Annotated in this window: 18 protein-coding genes; 8 read left to right on the top strand and 10 right to left on the bottom strand. The window is 68.2% G+C overall.

The window, feature by feature from the left end:
• Window positions 1–120: 120 nt before the first annotated feature.
• On the top strand, window positions 121–369 hold the full coding sequence (locus tag GPX89_RS37955) for a hypothetical protein (protein ID WP_328602764.1): 249 nt from the start codon (window positions 121–123) through the stop codon (window positions 367–369).
• A 69-nt stretch (window positions 370–438) separates the two neighbouring features.
• On the opposite strand, the gene GPX89_RS37950 is transcribed toward GPX89_RS37955, so the two are convergent.
• Together GPX89_RS37950 and GPX89_RS37945 are read right to left on the bottom strand one after the other, a co-directional pair.
• Window positions 439–1,320: an SDR family oxidoreductase gene (locus GPX89_RS37950; protein ID WP_157392582.1), complete on the bottom strand. Its 882-nt coding sequence runs from the start codon at window positions 1,318–1,320 to the stop codon at window positions 439–441.
• 91 nt (window positions 1,321–1,411) lie between these two features.
• Window positions 1,412–1,735, bottom strand: coding sequence for a hypothetical protein (locus GPX89_RS37945; RefSeq protein ID WP_157392581.1), 324 nt, complete (start codon window positions 1,733–1,735; stop codon window positions 1,412–1,414).
• Between the two features lie 150 nt (window positions 1,736–1,885).
• Here GPX89_RS37945 and GPX89_RS37940 point away from each other — a divergent pair, with 150 nt between their 5' ends.
• On the top strand, window positions 1,886–3,181 hold the full coding sequence (locus GPX89_RS37940) for an acyltransferase family protein (RefSeq protein WP_157392580.1): 1,296 nt from the start codon (window positions 1,886–1,888) through the stop codon (window positions 3,179–3,181).
• On the opposite strand, the gene GPX89_RS37935 is transcribed toward GPX89_RS37940, so the two are convergent.
• Together GPX89_RS37935 and GPX89_RS37930 are read right to left on the bottom strand one after the other, a co-directional pair.
• A complete protein-coding gene (locus GPX89_RS37935) occupies window positions 3,178–4,368 on the bottom strand; it encodes an FAD-dependent monooxygenase (RefSeq protein ID WP_157392579.1) in 1,191 nt (396 codons plus the stop codon). The genes GPX89_RS37940 and GPX89_RS37935 overlap by 4 nt on opposite strands.
• A gap of 28 nt (window positions 4,369–4,396) precedes the next feature.
• The gene (locus tag GPX89_RS37930) at window positions 4,397–5,458 is read right to left on the bottom strand and encodes an AraC family transcriptional regulator (RefSeq protein WP_157392578.1); all 1,062 of its coding nucleotides are present in this window, start codon (window positions 5,456–5,458) and stop codon (window positions 4,397–4,399) included.
• 221 nt (window positions 5,459–5,679) lie between these two features.
• Between GPX89_RS37930 and GPX89_RS37925 the strand changes: the two genes are divergently transcribed.
• The gene (locus GPX89_RS37925) at window positions 5,680–7,731 is read left to right on the top strand and encodes a CocE/NonD family hydrolase (RefSeq protein WP_235949011.1); all 2,052 of its coding nucleotides are present in this window, start codon (window positions 5,680–5,682) and stop codon (window positions 7,729–7,731) included.
• Between the two features lie 49 nt (window positions 7,732–7,780).
• On the opposite strand, the gene GPX89_RS37920 is transcribed toward GPX89_RS37925, so the two are convergent.
• From GPX89_RS37920 to GPX89_RS37905, 4 genes are all read right to left on the bottom strand, one after another.
• Window positions 7,781–8,005, bottom strand: coding sequence for a hypothetical protein (locus tag GPX89_RS37920; RefSeq protein WP_157392577.1), 225 nt, complete (start codon window positions 8,003–8,005; stop codon window positions 7,781–7,783).
• Between the two features lie 190 nt (window positions 8,006–8,195).
• Window positions 8,196–8,693 carry a nucleoside deaminase gene (locus tag GPX89_RS37915; RefSeq protein WP_328602763.1) on the bottom strand — a complete coding sequence of 166 codons (498 nt, stop codon included), beginning with the start codon at window positions 8,691–8,693 and terminating at the stop codon, window positions 8,196–8,198.
• A 211-nt stretch (window positions 8,694–8,904) separates the two neighbouring features.
• The gene (locus tag GPX89_RS37910) at window positions 8,905–10,266 is read right to left on the bottom strand and encodes an aldehyde dehydrogenase family protein (protein WP_157392576.1); all 1,362 of its coding nucleotides are present in this window, start codon (window positions 10,264–10,266) and stop codon (window positions 8,905–8,907) included.
• Window positions 10,266–11,324 carry an AMP-binding protein gene (locus GPX89_RS37905; protein ID WP_157392575.1) on the bottom strand — a complete coding sequence of 353 codons (1,059 nt, stop codon included), beginning with the start codon at window positions 11,322–11,324 and terminating at the stop codon, window positions 10,266–10,268. Before GPX89_RS37905 ends, GPX89_RS37910 begins: the two co-directional genes overlap by 1 nt.
• Before the next feature lie 206 nt (window positions 11,325–11,530).
• On the opposite strand from GPX89_RS37905, the gene GPX89_RS37900 reads away from it, so the two are divergent.
• From GPX89_RS37900 to GPX89_RS37880, 5 genes are read left to right on the top strand one after another with little or no spacing between them, the layout of a single operon-like run.
• Window positions 11,531–11,995: an SRPBCC family protein gene (locus GPX89_RS37900; protein ID WP_157392574.1), complete on the top strand. Its 465-nt coding sequence runs from the start codon at window positions 11,531–11,533 to the stop codon at window positions 11,993–11,995.
• A gap of 34 nt (window positions 11,996–12,029) precedes the next feature.
• Entirely contained in the window at window positions 12,030–12,998 is a 969-nt protein-coding gene (locus tag GPX89_RS37895; protein ID WP_157392573.1) for a cucumopine synthase-related protein, read from the top strand.
• Window positions 12,995–14,095, top strand: a complete 1,101-nt coding sequence (locus GPX89_RS37890) for an NAD(P)/FAD-dependent oxidoreductase (protein WP_198347782.1) — start codon at window positions 12,995–12,997, stop codon at window positions 14,093–14,095. The genes GPX89_RS37895 and GPX89_RS37890 overlap by 4 nt, the downstream gene beginning before the upstream one ends.
• Window positions 14,040–15,839, top strand: a complete 1,800-nt coding sequence (locus GPX89_RS37885) for a carbamoyltransferase family protein (protein ID WP_157392571.1) — start codon at window positions 14,040–14,042, stop codon at window positions 15,837–15,839. The genes GPX89_RS37890 and GPX89_RS37885 overlap by 56 nt, the downstream gene beginning before the upstream one ends.
• Complete coding sequence (locus GPX89_RS37880; protein ID WP_157392570.1) at window positions 15,836–16,474, top strand: histidine phosphatase family protein; 639 nt, start codon at window positions 15,836–15,838, stop codon at window positions 16,472–16,474. The genes GPX89_RS37885 and GPX89_RS37880 overlap by 4 nt, the downstream gene beginning before the upstream one ends.
• A 68-nt stretch (window positions 16,475–16,542) precedes the next feature.
• Here the strand turns inward: GPX89_RS37880 and xdhC are convergent, their stop codons facing one another.
• Window positions 16,543–17,397, bottom strand: a complete 855-nt coding sequence (gene xdhC, locus GPX89_RS37875) for a xanthine dehydrogenase accessory protein XdhC (RefSeq protein ID WP_157392569.1) — start codon at window positions 17,395–17,397, stop codon at window positions 16,543–16,545.
• Between the two features lies 1 nt (window position 17,398).
• The gene (gene xdhB / locus GPX89_RS37870) at window positions 17,399–19,879 is read right to left on the bottom strand and encodes a xanthine dehydrogenase molybdopterin binding subunit (protein ID WP_157392568.1); all 2,481 of its coding nucleotides are present in this window, start codon (window positions 19,877–19,879) and stop codon (window positions 17,399–17,401) included.
• Between the last annotated feature and the right edge of the window lie 20 nt (window positions 19,880–19,899).

Raw genomic sequence — 19,899 nt, 5'->3', positions numbered from 1 at the left:
GAGCTGAGGGGATTCATGAGTAGGTCATTGGGTATCGCCGCGGCTGTTGCGGCCGTGAGCATTTCGGGGTTGGGGTTCGTGGGGGCGGGTAGTGCGCAGGCCGCGCCGCAGGATTGCAGCGTGACGAAGGGGGTGTTCGATGCGTCTGCGGTGTGCGGGGCCGACGGCGGCGCCAATTATGTGCTGCACCTCGACTGTGTCGGCCTGTATGCCAGTGGGCCGTTCCCGATGTATGCGGTCGGGCCCTACAAGGTGCTGAGTTATCCGTTCACGCCGTCCGGTCAGACCGTCTCGGCGGGTTGTACCGGGATGGGTCCCGGCGTCTTCGCCGTGGCGACGAATGCCTACGTCGAGATCTACAACCCCTAGCTCACCAGAGGATTGCACGAACGTTGGGCCGGTACCGCGAAAGCGGTGCCAGCCCAACGGTGTTTCTGGTCAGGGCTGAACGTTTTCCAAGTCCTCGAGAAGGCTCGGGTGCGTGGGCTGCCAGCCGAGGGCCTGGCGGGTGTGGGTGCTGGAGGAGGGCTGGTCCATGGCGAAGATCGGGCCGAAGGGGCCGAAAGCGCTCTCCGGCACCGGCTCGACCGGGAGGCCCAGTCGGCGGCCGATGACCGTGGCGATGTCGTGCACCGTGTCGCCCTCGTCGGCCACCGCGTGCCAGGCCGTTCCGGGCGGGGCCGATTCGAGGACGAGGCGGAAGAGGGTGGCCGCGTCGCGGGCGTGCACGGCCGGCCAGCGTTGGGCGCCGTCGCCCGGGTAGCCGGACACCCCGGTGCGGCGGGCCGCGTCGACCAGTAGGCCGGCGAATCCGCCGCGGCCCTCGTTGTGGACCGTGCGGGGCAGGCGGACGGCGGTGGCACGCACGCCGCGCGAGGCCAGTTCCAGTAGCGCGTTGACCGAACGGCCTCGGCCGCCCACCGGTCCATCGGTCGGTATCGGGTCGGCCTCGGTCGAGGGACGGCCGGGTACCCCCGGTGTGCCCGAGACCGTGATGATCGGGCGGTTGCTGCCGACGAGCTCGTCGCCCAGGGCGGCAAGGGCGGCGCCCTCCTGGGCAATGGCTCGCGCCAGGCCGTCCGGGTCGCTGAAGTCGTGGCTGAACGCCAGGCTGATCACGCCGTCGGACTGGGCGGCGCCGGCGCGCAGGACGTCGAGGTCCGCGAGTTCTCCTCGTAGCACCTTGGCGCCGGCGTCCTCGAGGGTCCGCGCGGAGTCGTCCGAGCGGGCCAGTGCGAGAACGGTGTGGTCGTTGGCGAGCAGTTCGGCGACGACCGCGGAACCGACGGTGCCGGTACCGCCGGTGATGAAGACCTGCATGAGCCCTCCTCGAAGTGATGGGACTGTTGTCCCGTCACCAACAGTACACCGGTGACGGGACAACGGTCCCATCACTCGCGGGCGGAGCCGTTCAAGCCGGTGTCGGCTTGATGGCGATGCTGTGCAGCGCCTGGGCAGACGGCTCGTTGTCCGCGCCGCGGACCGTCAGCCCGATTCTGCGGACGGTTCGCAACGGCACGTCGGGGAGGACGAGCGTGACCGAAGAGCGCTCGGCCCGTTGGGCGAAGTCCGGGTTCGTCGTCAAGAACGCCGGGTCGGGAGTCCAGTGGTAGCGGATGGGCACGTCGCCGGGTTGAGACCCGCAGCCGTCGAGGGTGATCGTCTGGCCGCTGTATCCCGTTGTCGGGCCGGTGATGACAGCTCGGATACCGGTGTTCCTGTCGGGCGATGCCATGAGCGCGATCGTATCGGCCGTTCACCTGGAACCGGCGGGGCCGGGTTGAACCCGTTGCTGGAGGCTGAGGCGATCTGCTACAAATCTGAAACGTTCGCCGCCGCAGCGGTTGTTCGATGACCGTATTCGAGTACGTGGCGGGACCCTGGCGTGACTGTTGATGGTGAAGTGGCGACTCCGATCGCGCCGGTCGAACGCGTGACACGGGGTCGCGGGGGCCGATTCGAGTTCCTCGACGCGCTGCGCGGCCTGGCGGCCTTGGCGGTGGTGATTCAACACGCGTCGGAACGGTTGTGGCCCGGGTATTTTCGATTCTCGGAAGCCCATTTCGGGCTCGGGGAGTTCGGAGTCTTCGTCTTCTTCCTGGTCAGCGGCTTCATCATTCCGGCATCGATGGAGCGGGGCCGGTCGCTGCGCGCCTTCTGGGTGGGTCGGTTCTTCCGGCTGTACCCCTTGTACTGGGCGTGCATCACCGCGGCCGTAATTCTGCACTCGATTCACCGCTACAACCTGCCGAAGGGTTTTCTGGATCATCCCGGGCTCGAGTTTCTTTCGAACCTGACGATGGTGCATTTCTTCCTCGGCGGCCCGGATGTCCAAGTGGTCGGCGCCTCGTGGTCGCTGTCCTATGAACTCGCGTTCTACCTGTTCCTGTCGCTGTTGTTGATCGGCGGGCTCAATCGCCGATCGGTGCCCCTGGCGGTGCTCGCGGTCTGCCTGATCGCCCCCGGCGCATTGCTGACGCCGTCGATGCTCACCGGCTCGCAGGCCACCGTTCTGACGCGCGTGCTGGTGGCGGCCGCGACGATCCTGGTGGCGCTGGTGTTCGCCCGCCTGGCCGCCGACCGGGTCTCGGCTCTCGCCGCAATCCTGCTCGCGTTCATCGCCGTTCCGCTGGTGCTCAACCAGCCCGGGCCGTCGGTGCTGACCTTCGGCTACTTCGCCACCATGTTCGTGGGCACGGTGCTCTACCGGATCACGTCGGGAGAGATCAGCGCCCGGCGCGGCTGGGCGGTGTTCGCGTTCGCCGTGTGCGTGATCTTCGGGATCAGCCTCTTCGTGAAAGATGCCCCGGACCCGATCACGGGCGTGTGGGTCACCTGGCTGAAGCAGCCCTTCACCATCATTCCCGCCTACCTGCTCTTCGCGGGCGCGCTGTTGCTGCGCCGCCGTTCGTTCCCGCGGCCGCTGCTCTTCCTGGGACGGATCAGCTACTCGCTCTACCTCGTTCACGCGCTGCTGCTCGACGGTCCGCGCTGGACCACACCGGTCCTGGGCATCCCCGCGACCTGGCTCACCCTGTTCACCTGGGTGATCGCCGCGGTGTCGATCGCGGCCGTCACCTACCGCCTGATCGAGAAGCCGTGCCATAACCTCGGCCACCGCCTGATCACGAGGATCGACGCCCGCCGTCCCGCCGACCGCGCCGGGGCGGCCGCCGCCTAGTCGTCGATGGTCATGGAGTTGTAGAGCCGGGCGCTCTTGGTAGTCAGGCGCAGGAAGGCTCGGCTGGGCCCCGGGGGCAGCGCCGAGATCAGGCGCGCGCCCTGCACCAATCCGGATACGCCGAGACGCGATGTCGGGACCAGGGTCTTCGCTGCGCTGAGCGCGACCGCGCGACTGCCCCGGACCGGAGCGGTCATGGCGCGCTCGTAGGCGGGGAAGGCGCGCTCGTGATCGCCGCCGGCCCGCGCCAACTCCCGGGCGAGAACGTAGGCGCCGATGACGGCGAGCGTGGTGCTGCCGCCGACGGCCGGGCCGGGACAGTAGCCCGCGTCGCCGACGAGTGTCACTCGCCCTCGCGACCAGGTGTCCATGCGCAGCTGGGTGATCGAGTCGAAGTAGAACGCCGGCGTGCTGTCGAGCTCGCTCAGCCATTGGTCCACATCCGGATTCATGCCGTGGAATGCGTTGCGCAGCAGCTCTTTCTGCCGCGGCACATCGCGGTAGTCGTACTCGAGCTCACGCTCGCTGTGGAACAGGAACAGCGCCCGCGCCTCGCCGGGATGCCGTGCGCCGTACATGCCCGCGGTGCGGCCGACGCCGACGTGGATCAGGAGTTCGCCGTCGACGGCGGAGGCGTCGCGCAGAGTCAGCACGCCGAGGTACGCCCCGATGAAATCGCCGCGGTCGGAGCGGTCGCCGAAGGCGAGCCGCCGCACGCCGGAATGCAGTCCGTCCGCGCCGATGACGAGGTCGAAGCGACGCGGCGCGGCCTTCTCGAACCGCACCTCCCCCTCGGGCGACAGCTCGGTGATCGAATCGTCGAACAGGTACTCGACATCGTCACACGTTGCGTCGTAATAGATTTCGCTCAGATCGTCGCGCATGATCTCGAGGTGCCGGTCCGAGGCGGCACCGAAGATCTTCGCGAGATCCACCCGTACGGGCCGCCGGCCGCCCTCCCGGCAGAGCGTCATCCGGCTCGTGCCGGTGGCCCGCTCCTCGATCCGCGCGAGAACACCCATCTTCTCCGAGATGTCCACCGCGGGCCGGAACAGGTCGACCGCATGCCCGCCGGTCTTGCGCGGGGCCGCCGCCCGCTCCACCACGGTGACCGAAAAGCCGTGTCTGGTCAGCCAATACGCCAGGACCGGGCCGGAAATGCTGGCACCGGAAATGAGAATCCGCATGGAGGCCCTCCTCGTGAACGAGCCTCCACTATCGTCCGGATACCCGCACCGAGTCTTGAAGAAAAGTTCCCCGATCGCCGCGCTGGGCACGCGCGGCCATCCGCATCCGCTGCGGGGTGGTGCCGTACCAGCGGCGCACGACCCGGGTCAGGGCGGATTGCTCGCGCAACCCGATGAGCGTGGTGATGCGGCTCATCGGCAGGTCCGTCTCACACAGCAGGCGGCGGGCGGCGTCGCGGCGGGCGGCGTCGAGGACCGCGGTGAAAGTCGTTCCCTCGGCGGCCAATGCGCGTTGCAGGGTGCGTTCGTGGATGGCGAGCATGCGGGCCACGGTGTCGATATCGGCCTTGGATTCGAGGAAGGCGCGGTCGATGGCCAGGCGGACGCGGGCGGTCATGCCGGCGTCGGGTTCGGGGTGGTTGCGCTCCAGAAAATCCAGCGCGAGCTTGTACAGCATGGGATTTCGACCGGCCATGGGACGGCTCAGCAGCTCCGCCGGAAAGCGGAACACAGTGGTCGGCATGTCGAAACGCACTTCGGCACCGAAGAATTCGGCATAGCGCGCGACCGGAGCGCGGGGTGGGTGCGGCAGGTGAACGGTCCGCAACCCATAGTCGCCCACCTCGCGGAAGAGGTTGCGGTGAATGATGCCGGCGGCATGGTCGACGCCCTGGCTGAATCCGCCGGCCTCCGCGATATCGCGGTAGTTCAGCGCGATAATGCCGGACTGCCCGTGCGGATCCGGCACCAGCCGGATCGAAATGCCCGCGTGTTGAACGGATATGAATCTCGTGGCGCACGAAATGGCCTCGCCCACCGTGGCGGCATTGGTGACCACCGCCCCCAGCAGCCCCAGAATGCCGGCGTCCTGGTGGTCCGCCAGCCGCAATCCGAGATCGGGGCAGGCCAGTTCGACCGCGGCGGATTCCAGTGCCCAGCCCAGGGATTCGGCGGGAACCAGCGCGTCGTCACTCGCGACGGCCTCGAGCGAGATACCGAACCGGAGCAGCAGCGCCGCACCGTCACCACCCAGCTCGTCGATCAGCTCGCGGCAGCCGCGCAGGCTCGCCGCACGGGCCATGATCGTCATCGCGGGTCACCTCCCCCACGGTTCCTTCTGCGATTCGGACCCGGAGCGTAATGCAGAAATTGTCTGGGACGCAAGGGCGACAGGTGCTGTCGCCCCGGGGTAAAACGATGTCGCCCTGGGGCGAGTCGTACTTACTCGCGAGTAGCAACAATCTGGCCCATGACATTTGTGAGAGGTGGGACACAGTGCTGAAGTCTCGGAGGCGAACGCTCGGATTCGCCTTGAAAGGCCTGGTGACGGTGGCCGCGATGCTCGCGTGCACGCCGTTCCTGGCACCGATCGCCTCGTCCGGCACCGCGTTCACCGGTATCGACGGGGGCGAGTACGCGGCGGGCTGGACCGCGGCCGTCGACGGCCCCCAGCCCTACAACGGTGTCTCACCCGATCTCGCGGTGCCGATCACCATGGACGACGGCACCGTGCTGAAGGCCGACATCATCCATCCCGCGCGGAACGGCCGCATCGCCGACGGCAAACGCCCGGTGATCCTCCAGATGCAGGGCTACGGCAAGCTCCCGTTGCTGGTCGGCCAGGCGGTGCTGAGCGCGGCCGACGGCCTGGGAATCAAGAAACCCCTGGAGGATTGGGCCGGTTCGCTGAATCTGCCGGGTGTCGGCCTCGACGGCCTGTTCGACCTCACCCGGCAGGCCGACTCCGGGTTCATCGAGGCTGCCGCGCAGGACTGGAAGCTCGCCGACGCCGGTTACACCCTGGTGCAGGTCGATCTTCGGGGCACCGGCACCTCCGGCGGTGACTGGCAGGTCTTCGGCGACCGCGAGAAGCAGGACATCGCCGAGGTCATCGACTGGATCACCCGCCAGCCCTGGAGCGACGGCAATGTCGGCACCATGGGCGTCTCGTTCACCGCGATCAGCGCGCTCGAGGCCACCGATCGGATGCCGCCCGGCCTGAAGGCCGTCTTCGCCTACGAGGGCAGCGGCGACATCTTCAACGACATCGCGGGCAGCGGCGGCGCGGTCGGCGTCGGCTTCCTGGTGCCCTGGCTGATCGGCGTCAACGCGCTCAAGATGATTCCCGACGTGACCTCGATGATCGTCGGAAAGTTCGATCCCGCACAGCAATTGCAGTGGCTGAAGGACCGCATCGCCGATCCGCTGACGCTGGTCGACATGGTCGTCAACGGCTACACCGCCCTGACACCGGACCAATTGACCGCGCGCACACGCCAGCTCGTGGATCCGAACTCGTACTTCCGGAAGGGCTTGAAGACCGACGTCGCCCATATCCAGGTGCCGACCTTCATGGTGGGCAGCTGGTTCGACATCTTCGGCAGCACCCCGACCGACACCTTCAACTCCATCCCGTTGCCGGAGGAGCAGAAGAAGCTGGTCATGGGCGACGGCTACCACCTCGGCACGGGTGTGGCCGGCTTCGGCCATCCGGGCATGCCGCCGCGCCTGGATGTGCTGCAGCGGGCCTGGTTCGACCACTGGCTGCGCGGAATCGACAACGGCATCGACAAATACACGCCGCTCACCGTCAAGCAGCAGGGTGGCGGTTGGACCGACGCACCGCAGTTCCCGCGATCCGAGGCGGTCTACCGCCGGGTGTATCTCGACGACATCCCCTCCGGCACCAGCCCCAACTCGAAATACGATGGCGGACTGTCGGAAACGCCTCGTCAGGTCTCAGTCAACGATCTCACGGTCGCGCCCGGCCTGCTGAGCCTGTGCGGCCGCGACGTGGCCCGCATCTCGGCGGGCGTCACCTCCCTCATCGAGGCGTGCGGCAACGATTCACGCATTTGGGAGAACGACGGCCTGACCTTCACCAGTAGCCCGGTCGTCGATCCCACCACCATTTCGGGCCCGATCAACGTGCACCTCAACACGGTGCAGGACGCGGCCGACGGCTATTGGGTCGCCACCGTGAACGACGTGTCCCCCGACGGCAATTCGCGCGAGATCGCCACCGGCCAGCTGGTGGCCTCCGTGCGCCAGGTCGACGACGACACCAGCAAGACCTCGGCCAACGGCGACTACACCGAGCCGCATTACTTCCTCGACCTGAGCAGGCGCCAGCCGACGATCCCCGGCGTCCCGGTCACCCTGGACGTCGCGGTCACCCCCATCGACGCCGTTCTCCAGCCGGGCCACCGCCTGCGGGTCGACATCTACGCGAGCAACTTCCCGAAGGGCCTGCCGCCCTTGATCTTCCTGGCCGACTCGGGCCTGAAGCCCCAGCACCTGCGCCTCGACCCCGATGCGCCGAGCTGGGTCAACATGCCCCTCACCGCCTCGATCCCCGACTAGAGCCGGAAATGCCGTGCGCGACAACGTGGTCGCGCACGGCATTCTCAGGTCAGAAGCAGTACGGGAATTTGCACGTGTTCGGGTCGTTGGGCCCGAAGATCGCGGTGATCAGGCCGTTGATGACCACATCCGCGACGCCCGAACCGGTGCTGAACGCCACCGGCTGTGCGGCCGCGGGCGACCCGGCGACCACCGCGGGCACCTCGGCGGAGGCGGTAGCGGGTGCGGCGATCAGCGCGCCCGCCGCGGCCACCAGAAGAACCTTCCGAATCATGCTGCTGCCTTTCGCTTCTCGATCATTCCCGAGACCGAGCCTAGCCAGCAGGGCAAGCGATTCGCCGAGGCAATCGAAAATTAGGGCATTCGCCCGATACGGCGAATGACCGCCGGGCGGCGGACGGCCCGATCGCCATCCGCCGCCCGGCGGCGCGGTATTCACCTGTGAGAGTGGCTATTCCGCGGTCTCAGTAGTCGATGCGGTCGGTCTTGGCCAGCCACGCCTCGAACGGGGCGTTGCGGTTGGGCAGGTCGAGGCGCTCGAGGGTGGTGGGCCAGTTGCCCTCGGTGCGCACCTCGAACAGCTCGTAGAAGACCCGGTCGTCGAAGCCCGCGGTGGCGGCGTCGTGGCGGTCGGCGGCGAAGATGATGCGGTCCACGCGGGCCCACAGGGCCGAGGACAGGCACATCGGGCAGGGCTCGCAGGAAGTGACCAGGACGCAGCCCTCGAGGGAGAAGGTGCCCAGTTCCTTGCAGGCGTTGCGCATGGCGGTCACTTCGCCGTGCGCGGTCGGGTCCAGGGTCGAGGTGACCTTGTTGTGGCCGACGGCGACGATCTCGCCGTCCTTGGCTACGAGTGCTCCGAACGGGCCGCCGCCGTTCGCCACGCTGGTGGTGGCCAACCTGATCGCCTCGTCCAGCCAGGCACGCTCGAGCTCCTGGAGGCTCACTTCTTTGACGGTCACGGTCACTCCTTTACGGATAAGGCGGGGGCTCCCCCAAATGCAGGGCCTTGGCGGCCGGCGGTTGCGTATGCAACGTGTGTGATGAGGAGTACACAGCCAACCGAACGGTGTCGGCTAGGGGTAGAAGACATGAACACCGCCGGGCCCGGGCACCGGGTTTTCGTAGGGATTTACAAACCAGGTGGAATTTTCGTGCGGTGAGAAGCGCCCATCACCGTAAAAACGTCTTCGTACGCATGAGAAATTCCGCGAGATGGCCGTCGTGTGGGAGACCGGGCGCCATCCACGGCGTGGGGTGGTCGCCGATATATATGTTGGCGATGGTCGGCTCGGCCACCAGCTCGTCGATCAGATCCACGTCCGTGGTGACCGCGGTCAGAACGAGGGTGTCGCGCAGGGGCCGGATCCCGGCGTCGCGGTCCCAGGGCGCGAGCCACACGCAGGGAAACCCGAGCTCGGCCCCGAGCTGGTCGGCGAAGGGGCTGTCGAGCTGATGGACCGCGGGCCGCAGCACCGCGGTGCCGTCACCGAGGTCGTCGATGATGCCGTCGCCGCCGAGCCACGCCTTGGTCCCGGCTGCCCGTTGCCGCAGATGCTCGTTCCAGCGGCGGGCCAGTCCCATCGGGGCCACGGGCAGGACCGCGCGTTCGTCGGTGGCGGGCAGGCTGGGCAGCGCGGCCAGGCGCTCGGCGAGCGCCGCCGCGACCGGGGTCGGGTCGCCTTCCACCAGGACGGCGGTGGCATTGACGCAGCCGACGCCCGCACCGCCGCTGATCGACTCCACCAGGGTGTCGAGGATCGGTTCCCAGGCGGTCTCGGCGGTGATGAGGATCTTCGAGCGCCCGGGCCCTTGCGGCAGGATGCGGGGATCGCCCGCGTATTTGCGCACGACTTCCGCGCCGCCGTAGACCATGCCGAGGTCGGCGTGCCGCAGGATGTCGTCGGCGGCCCGGTGATCGGTGGGCAGCAGGGCGATCCGATCGTCGCCGAGACCGGCCTCGCGCAGCGCGGTGATCAGCCGGTACGGGGTGAACGGCTCGCGGCGGGAGGGCCGCACGGCGACCCGGTAGCCGAGCGCGACGGCGTCGAGCCAGCCCTGGTGCACCGCGGGATGGTTGCCCGCCGCGTGCACGGCGAACACCTCGCCGCGCCGCGTCCACACCGCCCGGCCCGCCCGGGTCAGCGGGTCGCGCCAGGATCGCACCGCGGCACTGGGCCGGGCGTTCTCCAAGCTGTGGTGGATCCGCTGTGCGGCGCGCGCGATGTCGCCGGTGGACTCGCGCACCACGGTGATCGGAATCCCGGTGGTGGCGCTGACGGTCCGCTGATACTCGGACACCGTCAGCCCCGCGACGGTCTCCGTCGCGAAGGCCCGGCCGGCCTCGGTGAGCGCCGCGATCCGTTCGTCGAGAGGCAGGACGGGCGCCCGGCGCAGCGCCTTCATCGCGCGGGCGACATAGAGCGGGGGCGCGAGACTCAGGGTGGCGACGGGTTTTCCGGTGAATTCCTGAACGGTTTCCACCCGCCGGGATCGGTAGGGGCCGCCGGGGCCGAGCACGTCGAGGGACAGCATCAGTACACGCCCTCGATCACCGTCGCGCCGGTGAAGGACGCGACCGGGGCGACGTCGGCGACGGAATCGCCCGGCACGCCGTCGGGTGCGGGGACGCGGGTCGCGTAATCGCGCTCGATATTGTTGACCAGCAATGCCGTTCGACTCATGTGGTGCACCACGATCTGGCCGCGCTCACCGTAGGGAACGACCGCCTGGGAGTCGGGGTCGACCACCTGGAAAGTGGTGTACGGGGCGAAGGAGTCGAAGACGCACGGCTCGTCGGGCGAGAGACCGGGCCGTTCCACCGAGGTGCCCAGCATCATGGTGCTGCCGTAGCCGCCGACCAGCGTGGTGTTCGGGAAGACCTCCTCGCGCAGCAGATCCCGGGTGTCGGGGTCGAGATGCGTTCCGCCCCAGATGATCGTGCGGATCTTCCGGTTCACCAGCTCGACCAGATCGTCGTGCTGGGCGAGGCGCTCCAGCATCGGCGGGGTCGCGAAGAGGACGCCGACCTCCTGGGTGGAGAGGATGAATTCGATCTGTTCGATCAGGTGGTCGGTGTAGGCGGAGGCCATCTCCAGGTGGCCGTCGGCGATCAGCTTCTTGACCCAGCGCGGGTCCAGATCGATGCCGAAGTTGAGTCCGCCGCGCAGTGCCGCGGTGTCGACCGCCATCGCCCCGACATTGTGCGGTCCGCCGGGAACCGCGCTGAGCCAGTCCACATTCCGGGGAACGCCATGCGCGTCCAGTCGTTCGCTGAACCACTCGACGTTGCGTTGCTGCCACTCGCCGGTGAACATCACGCGCTTGGGCCGCCCGGTGGTGCCGCCGCTCTCGTAGGCGGCGGCCCGGTGCGCGTCGCCATAGCCGCGCGGAATCAGTTCGCGGACAGCGACATCGCGCAGCTCGTCCACCATATTGGGGAACCGGCCGAGGTCGTCGAAATCGCGGATGTCGGTGAGCGGATCGAAGCCGAGCGTCGCGGCGCGCCGCAGCCAGAACGGCGAGCCGGTCTCGGGATCGAAGTGCCACCGCATCATCTCCCGGACGAATTCGCCGCGGTTTTGCTGTGCCATGATAATACCTCCCGAACTGTGCATTCTCGTTGCAGCACAACATCTTTCGAGTGCAACATGCGCTTGTAGGAGTCTACGAAATACCCGCCGGTACCCCCTGCCCGATTCGTGGCTTCCATGCCTGGCCGACATCACTCGGGCGACTGTGTACTTCATAACGAAGTTCGCATTGTTGAGGCAATTGCCTTGCCGGACAAGGAGATTTCGTGGCTGTTCAGCGAAAGCACACCATGTACCACTCGACCGTCGTCGACGCCGATCCCGAAACAGTCTGGGCCGTGGTGCGCGACGCGCTGCAGCTGGTGGCTATCGTCTCCGGGCCGGCGGCCAAGGATGTGCACTGGGTCGGAGACGCTGGGCCGGAACGGGTTCCGGCGCTGTACAACTTCACGCTGGTGTTCAGCGACGGCCTGGTGCAGCAGGAGATCGCCGGGCGCGACGAGCTGAAGCGGCTGCAGACCTACCGCTCCATCGAGCCGACCATGGGCGTCGACCGCTATGTCGCCACCATTCGCGTTCGATCGATCACCAATGACCCCAATCGCTGCTTCTTCGACTGGACCCGCGAGCTGACCATCGCCGAGGACGCCGACACCGAGGTCGTCGAGACGATCATCGCCATGATGGCCAAGCAGGTCGACTCCGTGCGCGACCACTTCGCGCAGCGGTAGCAGCGGCGACATCGCACCAATGAAGGAGAACACCTTGTCAGAGTCGTCGTCGGCCCGACATATCGAAATCGCTTGGCCCGACCTGGGTATCACCGTGACCGCCGAGCTGGACGGTCGCAACGAAGAACTGGCCGATGCGCTGTGGGAGGCGCTGCCCTACCGGAGCCTGCAGGGGCACGCGCTGGTGGCCGGTGAGCACCTGTACCACGTGGCGCCGATTCCCTCGCTGCTGCACGTGCCCGCGACCACGAAGATCGCGGACCGGCGCGACGCGCCCGATGGGACGGTATTCCTTTCCGCCCTCCAGCATCTGGGCATCAAGTACGGCGCCCTGACCGAGCCGATGCCCGCCGCGCCGGTGGGTCGGATCCGGCAAGAGGACGTTCCCGCTCTCGTGGCGGCGGGCCGGGCGGTGTGGGAGTCGGTCTACTCGACCAAGCAGCCGATCCCGGTCGAGGTCCGGAAGGCGGGAACCGAAGGCGGGCACCGCATTCCGCATCTCACGGCCGCCGACGCCGACGCGAATCGCCTGATCCACGACGTACATGCCGAGACCGAGCGGATCTGGCTGACCGAACCCGCCGAGCTCGCCGAGCTGCACAGTGGCCTGATCCCTTCGGGTGCCGGCAGTTTCGAGACCGTGCTGCCCACCCTGCTGTTCGTCAACGGCGAGACCCGCCCGCTGGGCTACGCCTCCTACGGCGGCCTGGTCCGGGCGGCGGTGCAGGGCATGCCGATGGAGTCCCTGCGCCACATGACCCGCCTGCTGGTCGGCGTCCCGGCCGAGTTCCTGGGCTACTGCGGTCTGGAGCCGCTGTGGGCGTTCACCCAGCGCTTCCTGGCCTGCCTCGATCAGCTCGACCGCGACGACTTCCTGGCGGTGGTGAGCCAAATGGCGCTCTACGTCAACACTCTGGGCGCTTGGAACCTGCACCTGTACCCGTGGGAGACCGGCGATCACCTGCGCCAGCAGCGGCCCGCCGAAGTGGCCCGGCAGTCGTGAGCGAACATACCGAGGTCCTGGTCATCGGCGGCGGCGTCATCGGCACGTCGATCGCGTGCCGGCTCGCCGAGGCCGGGGTCGGCACCCTGCTGCTCGATCGCGGCGCGCTCGGCTCCGGATCGTCGGGAACCACCGCGGGCGTCGTCCGGACCTATTTTCCGGGCAATGCCCTCACCGGCGGCCTCGCCGTGCGCAGCCTCGCGGCCTATCACGACCTGGCCGACCGGACCGGGATCGATCTGGGCCTGCGGCGGGTCGGCTTCCTGGTTCTGTTCACCGAGGCGGACCAGGTCGCGGATTTCCAGCGTGAACTGGCCGATCAGCGGGCCGCGGGCGTCGAGGTCGAACTGGTCAGCGCCGCCGACGCGGTGCGGTACAACCCGCTGGTCGACCCGGACACGCTGGTGGCGGCCGCCTGGTCACCCGAGGCGTACGCCTGCGACCCGGCCGCGATCGTGCGCGGCTTCGCCGCGGCGGCCGAGCGGGCCGGGGCCGTCCTGCGCACCGGAACACCGGTCACCGCGATCGATCCCGACGGCGTGGTGCACACGCCCGCTGGCGACATCCGCGCCGGCACCATCGTCTGCGCGGCGGGGCCGTGGGCGGATCGGGTCGCCGCCATGGCCGACGTCCACCTGCCGGTGAGCACCTATCCCATCGACATGCTCCTCACCGAGGCGCCCGCGGTCGCCGCGAACCCCCTGCCGATGACCCTGCACCCGTCCAGCTTGCGCATTCGCTCCTGGGGCGACCGCATTCTCATCGGCATGGGCCGCCCGGCTCCGGACGAGTCCCGGGAAGCCTGGCTGGACAGAGTGTCCCGGCAGCTCGCCACCACCTATCCCGCGCTCGCGGGCCACCGCGTCGAGCACGGGTGGAGCGGTGACCTCGACGTCAGCCCGGACGGCACGGCCGTCATCGGACGTGATCCCTTCCGTCCCTTCGTCTACGCGGCGGGGTTCTCCGGCCAGGGCCTGTGCCAGGCGCCCGCCGCCGGCGAGATCGTCCGCGACCTGGTACTCGGCAGAGAAGGAAACAGTCATGATCGTCTTGGGGTGCAACGGTTTCACCCGAGTGGCGGAGTTCTTCGCCGATAACTTCGGCGCGGTCGGCCGGGACAAGCACTACCTCATGGGCCACGATGCGGGCGCGGCACTGCTGATCGACGGCGAGCTGGTCGCCGCCGTGGAGGAGGAGCGGCTCAATCGGGAGAAGAAGACCACCGACTTCCCGATCGACTCGGTGCGCTGGTGCCTCGACCACGCGGGGCTGGAGCTTTCCGACGTCGATCTGTTCGCCTTCCCGTGGCGGTGGGACACCGAGGTCGTGGGGCAGGTGCTGGCCGATATCTCCGCCGCGCCAATGGATCCGCTCGCTCAGCGACAGCTGTTGACGGGGATCCGTCAGCTGGCCGCCGAGGTGGTCGGCCCGGAGGCCATGCTGGCCGACTTCGCCGAGCGCACCGGCTTCACGCCCGATCCGAGCAAGGTGGTTTTCGTACCGCACCACTTCGCCCACGCCATGACGGGCTGGTATCTGGCCGGGATGCGGGACAGCGCCTTCCTCGTCAGTGACGGTCGCGCGGAACGATTCTCGGCGCTGATGGGCGAGATTCGCGGTGGCCGGATCAGCGTCTTCGACGGTTCGACGATCGGCTCGGAGAACTCGATCGGCATCCTCTTCAGCGCGATCACCCGCTTCCTCGGCTTCGTCCCCAACAACGACGAGTACAAGGTGATGGGCCTGTCCGGATACGCCGCTCCCCCGGTCCCCAACCCGTTCCTCGAGGATCTCGTCGAATTGCATGCGGGCGGCCGGTATTCGTTCCGCAGGCCGCTCGAGACGGACAACCCGCACGGCCTCGATCCCGTGTTCGAGCAGTATTTCGGCCCGTTCGAGGAGACCCTCGAATATCAGGCGAGGGTGGCCGCGGCCGCCCAGGAGATGCTGACCGTGGTCACGAACCACCAGCTCGTGGCGCTGGAGGCGGCGACCGACCTGAACCATCTGCTGTTCGAGGGCGGCGTGGCGTTGAACTGCCTCAACAACACTCCGCTGTTCGAGGGGTCGCGCTTCGAGGACATGGCCGTGAGTTTCGGTGCCAGCGATACCGGCATCGTCATCGGCGCGGCCGCGCACGCCTGGGCGAATCACCCGGACAACGCGGGCCGGGAACTGACGCCGTCATACGTGACTCCTTATCTCGGACCGGAATACGACGACGCGGCGATCGAACAGGCCCTGCGCGCGTTCGGCGATCGGGTGGGGTGGACCAGGCTCGGCGATGACGAGATCGTCGATCAGGTGTCGAAGCTGCTCACCGAGAAGGTGGTCATCGGCTGGTTCGAGGGCCGTCTCGAGCACGGCCCGCGGGCGCTGGGGCATCGCAGCATCCTGGCGAATCCGAAGTTCGCGGATATCAAGGACGTCATCAACACCCGCGTCAAGCACCGCGAACCGTTCCGCCCCTTCGCGCCGCTGGTGCTCGAGCCGGACGCGCCGCGGGTCTTCGAGATGGGCCGCAAAACCCGTTCTCCCTACATGACTTTCGTGTTCCCGGTCCGGCCGGAGTTCCGCGACGTCATCCCCGGCGCGACCCACGTGGACGGCACCTCGCGGGTGCAGACCATCACCGACGCCGGCACTCCGCGGCTGGCGGCGCTGCTGCGGCGGTTCACTGCGCTCACCGATGTGCCGTGCCTGATCAACACCTCGTTCAATGTGGCGGGCGAGCCGATCGTGTGCACCCCGGCCGACGCCCTGCGCACCTTCCTGGGCACCGAGATCGACTATGTCGTGCTCGGCAACTACCTCGTCACGAAAGCCGAACCGGCGAAATGACATTCGCATCCGGAGACCCGACGACGCTGCTGCTGTTGCGGCACGGCGAGACCGCGTTGACACCGGAGAAGCGGTTCTCCGGCAGCGGCGGATCGGACCCGCGCCTGTCCGAGGTGGGGCGCCGGCAGGCCGAGGCCGCCGCGGGCATGCTCGCGGCGCTCGGCCCGGTGGACGCGGTGGTGTCTTCGCCGCTGCGGCGCTGCCGGGAGACCGCCGAGGCGGCGGCGCGGCTGCTGGAGCTGGAGGTCCGGCTCGCCGGGGGCCTGCGCGAGGCGGATTTCGGCACCTGGGACGGGCTCACGTTCGCCGAGGTGCGGGACAAGTACCCGGACGAGCTGGCGGCCTGGCTGGCCTCTCCGGCGGCGATACCGGGCGAGACGGGCGAGTCGCTGGAATCGGTGACGCGCCGGGTGGCATGGTCCCGCGACAAGCTGCTCGCGCAGTACACGGGCCGAACGGTTTTGATCGTCTCGCACGTCGCCCCACTGCGGACGCTGCTCCGCTTGGCGCTGGGCGCACCGCCGGAATCCCTGTTCCGGATGGAGCTGGCGGCGGCGTCGGTGTCGGCGGTCTCCTACTACGGCGACGGCAGCTCGTCGGTGCGGTTCCTGAACGACACCTCGCATCTGCGCTGAATTCGACCGCCGCACAACGAAACAGGCCCAAGTTCTCCCGAGAACTTGGGCCTGTTTCCGTTTGTCGTCTACGCGCTGTCCGCGATCGAATGCACCGGAGCCACACTGTTGTTCGCGTGCCGCTCCACCTCGAAGGTCCGGATCAGATCCGCCGCCACGCTGACCGCGATGACGATGGGCTCCTTGCCGGTGATGTCCGGCAACCCGATCGGCGTCTTGATCCGCGCGATGGTGGCCGCGTCGAAGCCGCCCTCGGTGGACAGCCGCTTCTGGAAGCGCGCCCACTTCGCGGCCGAGCCGATCAGGCCGATCGAGCCGAGATCCGGTGTGCGCAAGGCGGTATCGCAGAGCGCGGCGTCCTCGGCGTGATCGTGGGTCATGATCAGCACGTGGGTGCCCGGAGGCAACTCACCGATGACTTCCTCGGGCAGCATCAGCGGCCGGTGCACGTGCACCTGCGCCACCGCGTCGTCGAGCACGGCGAGCCGCTCATCGGCGAGTTGCTCCGGGCGGGTGTCGATCAGGTGCAGGTCCATTTCCTGGCGGGCCAGGATGCGGGCCAGCTCGTAACCCACGTGTCCCACACCGAAGATCGCGACCGCCGGCACCACGGGCAGCGGCTCCAGCAGCACGCTGACCGCGCCGCCGCAGCACTGCACGCCGTGCCGGTTGGTGACCTTGTCGTTGAGGGCGAAGTCCATGATCTCCGTCTGCGGATCGGACGCCGCGAGCAGCTCGCGCGCCCGGTCGATGGCGACGGCCTCGATATTGCCGCCGCCGATCGAACCCCAGGACTCCGTCGCTCCCACAACGAGTTTCGCGCCCGGTTTGCGGGGCGCGTGACCGCGCACGGTCGCGACGGTCACCAGCACGCCGGGCTCCCGGCGTGCTCGCAATCGCTCGACCGCGGCGATCCAGGTCATGTCAGACTCCGCTCAGCGCGGTCGCGCCGGTGACGGCGTGGCCGTTACTGCCGTTACTGCCATTGCCATTACTGCCATTGCCATCACTGCCATTGCCGTTGTGGCCGTTGCCGTTCAGCGCGTGGCCGTTGGTGACGTAGCCCTGCACGGCGGGCTTGCCCTGGCGGGCGCCCTCGATGGCCCAGTACACCGACTCCGGCGTCGCGGGCGAGGCCAGATCGACACTGGTGCCGGCCGGACCGAACGCGGCGGCGGCCTGCCGCAGCGCCTCTCGCACCGAGAAGGCCAGCATGAGCGGCGGCTCGCCGACGGCCTTGGAGCCGTAGACCGCGCCCTCTTCGGTGGCGTCCTCGAGCAGCGTCACGTTGAACTCCTCGGGCATCTCCGAGAAGGACGGCAGCTTGTAGGTGCTGGCCGCCTGGGTCAGGAACCGGCCGCGGTTGGGGCCGTCGCTGGTGTCCCAGCGCAGGTCCTCCAGCGTGAGCCAGCCCGCGCCCTGCACGAACCCGCCCTCGACCTGGCCGACGTCGATCAGCGGCGAGAGGCTGTCGCCGACATCGTGCACGATGTCCACGCGGCGGATCTGGTAGCCGCCGGTGAAGCCGTCCACCTCGACCTCGGTCGCGGCCGCGCCGTAGGCGAAGTACTTGAAGGGCGAGCCCTGGAAGATCTTCGCGTCCCAGTGCAGGCCCTCGGTGCGGTAGTAGCCCGACGCCGAGAGCTGCACCCGCTGGAAGTACGCGGTGTGCACCAGGGTGTCCCAGTCCAGCGTCTTGTCACTGCCGAGCAGGGTGGCGACACCGTCGATGATGCGAACGTCGGAAGCGTTGCCGCCCAGCTGGGTTGCCGCGACCTGAACCAGCCGCGAGCGCAGCTGCTCACAGGCGTTCTTGATCGCGCCGCCGTTGAGGTCCGCGCCGGAGCTGGCCGCGGTGGCGGAGGTGTTGGGCACCTTGTCCGTTCGCGTCGGCGCCAGCCGCACCTTGTGCAGCGGGATGCCCAGCGTGGTCGCGGCGACCTGCATCATCTTGGTGTGCAGGCCCTGGCCCATCTCGGTGCCGCCGTGGTTGATCAGGACGGAACCGTCCTTGTAGATCAGCACCAGCGAACCGCCCTGGTTGAAGGCGGTCAGGTTGAACGAGATACCGAACTTGATGTTGGTGATCGCCAAGGCGCGCTTGGTGTTCGGATGCGCGGCGTTGAACGCCTCGATCTCGCGCTGACGCTCGGCCCAGTCGGCGTTGTCCTGGGTCTGATGCCAGATCTTGCCGATGCGATCGGTCTGCCCGACCGGCTGACCGTAGGGCGTGGTCTGGTTGGGCGCGTAGAAGTTGCGCTCACGCAGCTCCGCCGGATCCAGGCCCATCAGGGGGGCGCAACGGCCCATGATGTCCTCGATCACGATCATGCCCTGCGGGCCGCCGAAACCACGGAATGCGGTGTTGGAGACCGTGTTGGTCTTGGCGATGCGACCCGCGACGTGCGCGTTGGGGATCCAGTACGTGTTGTCGATGTGGCACAGCGCGCGGGCCAGCACCGGCTCGGACAGGTCCAGGCTCCAGCCGCCGTCGGCGGTCAGGGTGGCGTCCAGGGCTTGAATGCGCCCCTCGGCGTCGAAGCCGATCTTCCAGCTGGAGTGGAAGCCGTGCCGCTTGCCGGACATGGTCAGGTCCTGGGTTCGGTTGAGCCGCAGGCGAACCGGGCGACCGGTGAGCTTGGCGCCGAGCGCCGCGATGGCCGCGAACCCGTGCGGCTGCATCTCCTTGCCGCCGAAGCCGCCGCCCATGCGCAGGCACTGCACGGTCACCTCGTGGCTGTGCAGCCCGAGGACGTGCGCGACGATCTCCTGCGTCTCGGACGGGTGCTGGGTGCTGGACTGGATGAAAACCTGTCCGGCCTCGTCGATCTGGGCCAGCGCGCAGTGGGTCTCCAGGTAGAAGTGCTCCTGGCCCTTGAACTCGAACTCGCCCTCGAAGATGTGAACCGAGTTGGCGAAACCCTCATCGATATCGCCGCGGATCATGGTCGGACGGGCACCGTGGAAGCTCTCGACCTCGATGGCCTCACGCACGGTGATCAGCGAGGGCAGCTCCTCGAGCTCCACCTCGACCGCGGCCGCGCCCAGGCGCGCCGCCTCCAGGGTGTCGCCCAGCACCCACGCGACCGCGTGGCCGTTGAACATGACCTCTTCGGGGAACAGCGGCTCGTCGTGCTTCATGCCCGCGTCATTGACGCCGGGCACGTCGGCGATGGTGAGCACCCGGATCACGCCGGGCACCGCCATCGCGGGCTCGGTGTTCAGCGCCTTGATCTTCCCGTGGGCCTTGAAGACCTGGACCGGGTAGGCGTGCAGGCAGTCCTTGGTGCGGAACACCAGGTCGTCGGTGTAGAGCGCGGTGCCGGTGACGTGCAGCGACGCGCTCTCGTGCGGCATCGGCACACCGACAACCGGCTTCTCCGGGCGTTCGGAAAGATGACTCATGACTCCGCCTCGCTAGCGCT

It is taken from the genome of Nocardia terrae, from assembly GCF_009760405.1.
In the GTDB taxonomy this organism is placed as follows: Bacteria; Actinomycetota; Actinomycetes; order Mycobacteriales; family Mycobacteriaceae; genus Nocardia; species Nocardia terrae.
This window is presented reverse-complemented; position numbering and strand designations above follow the sequence as displayed.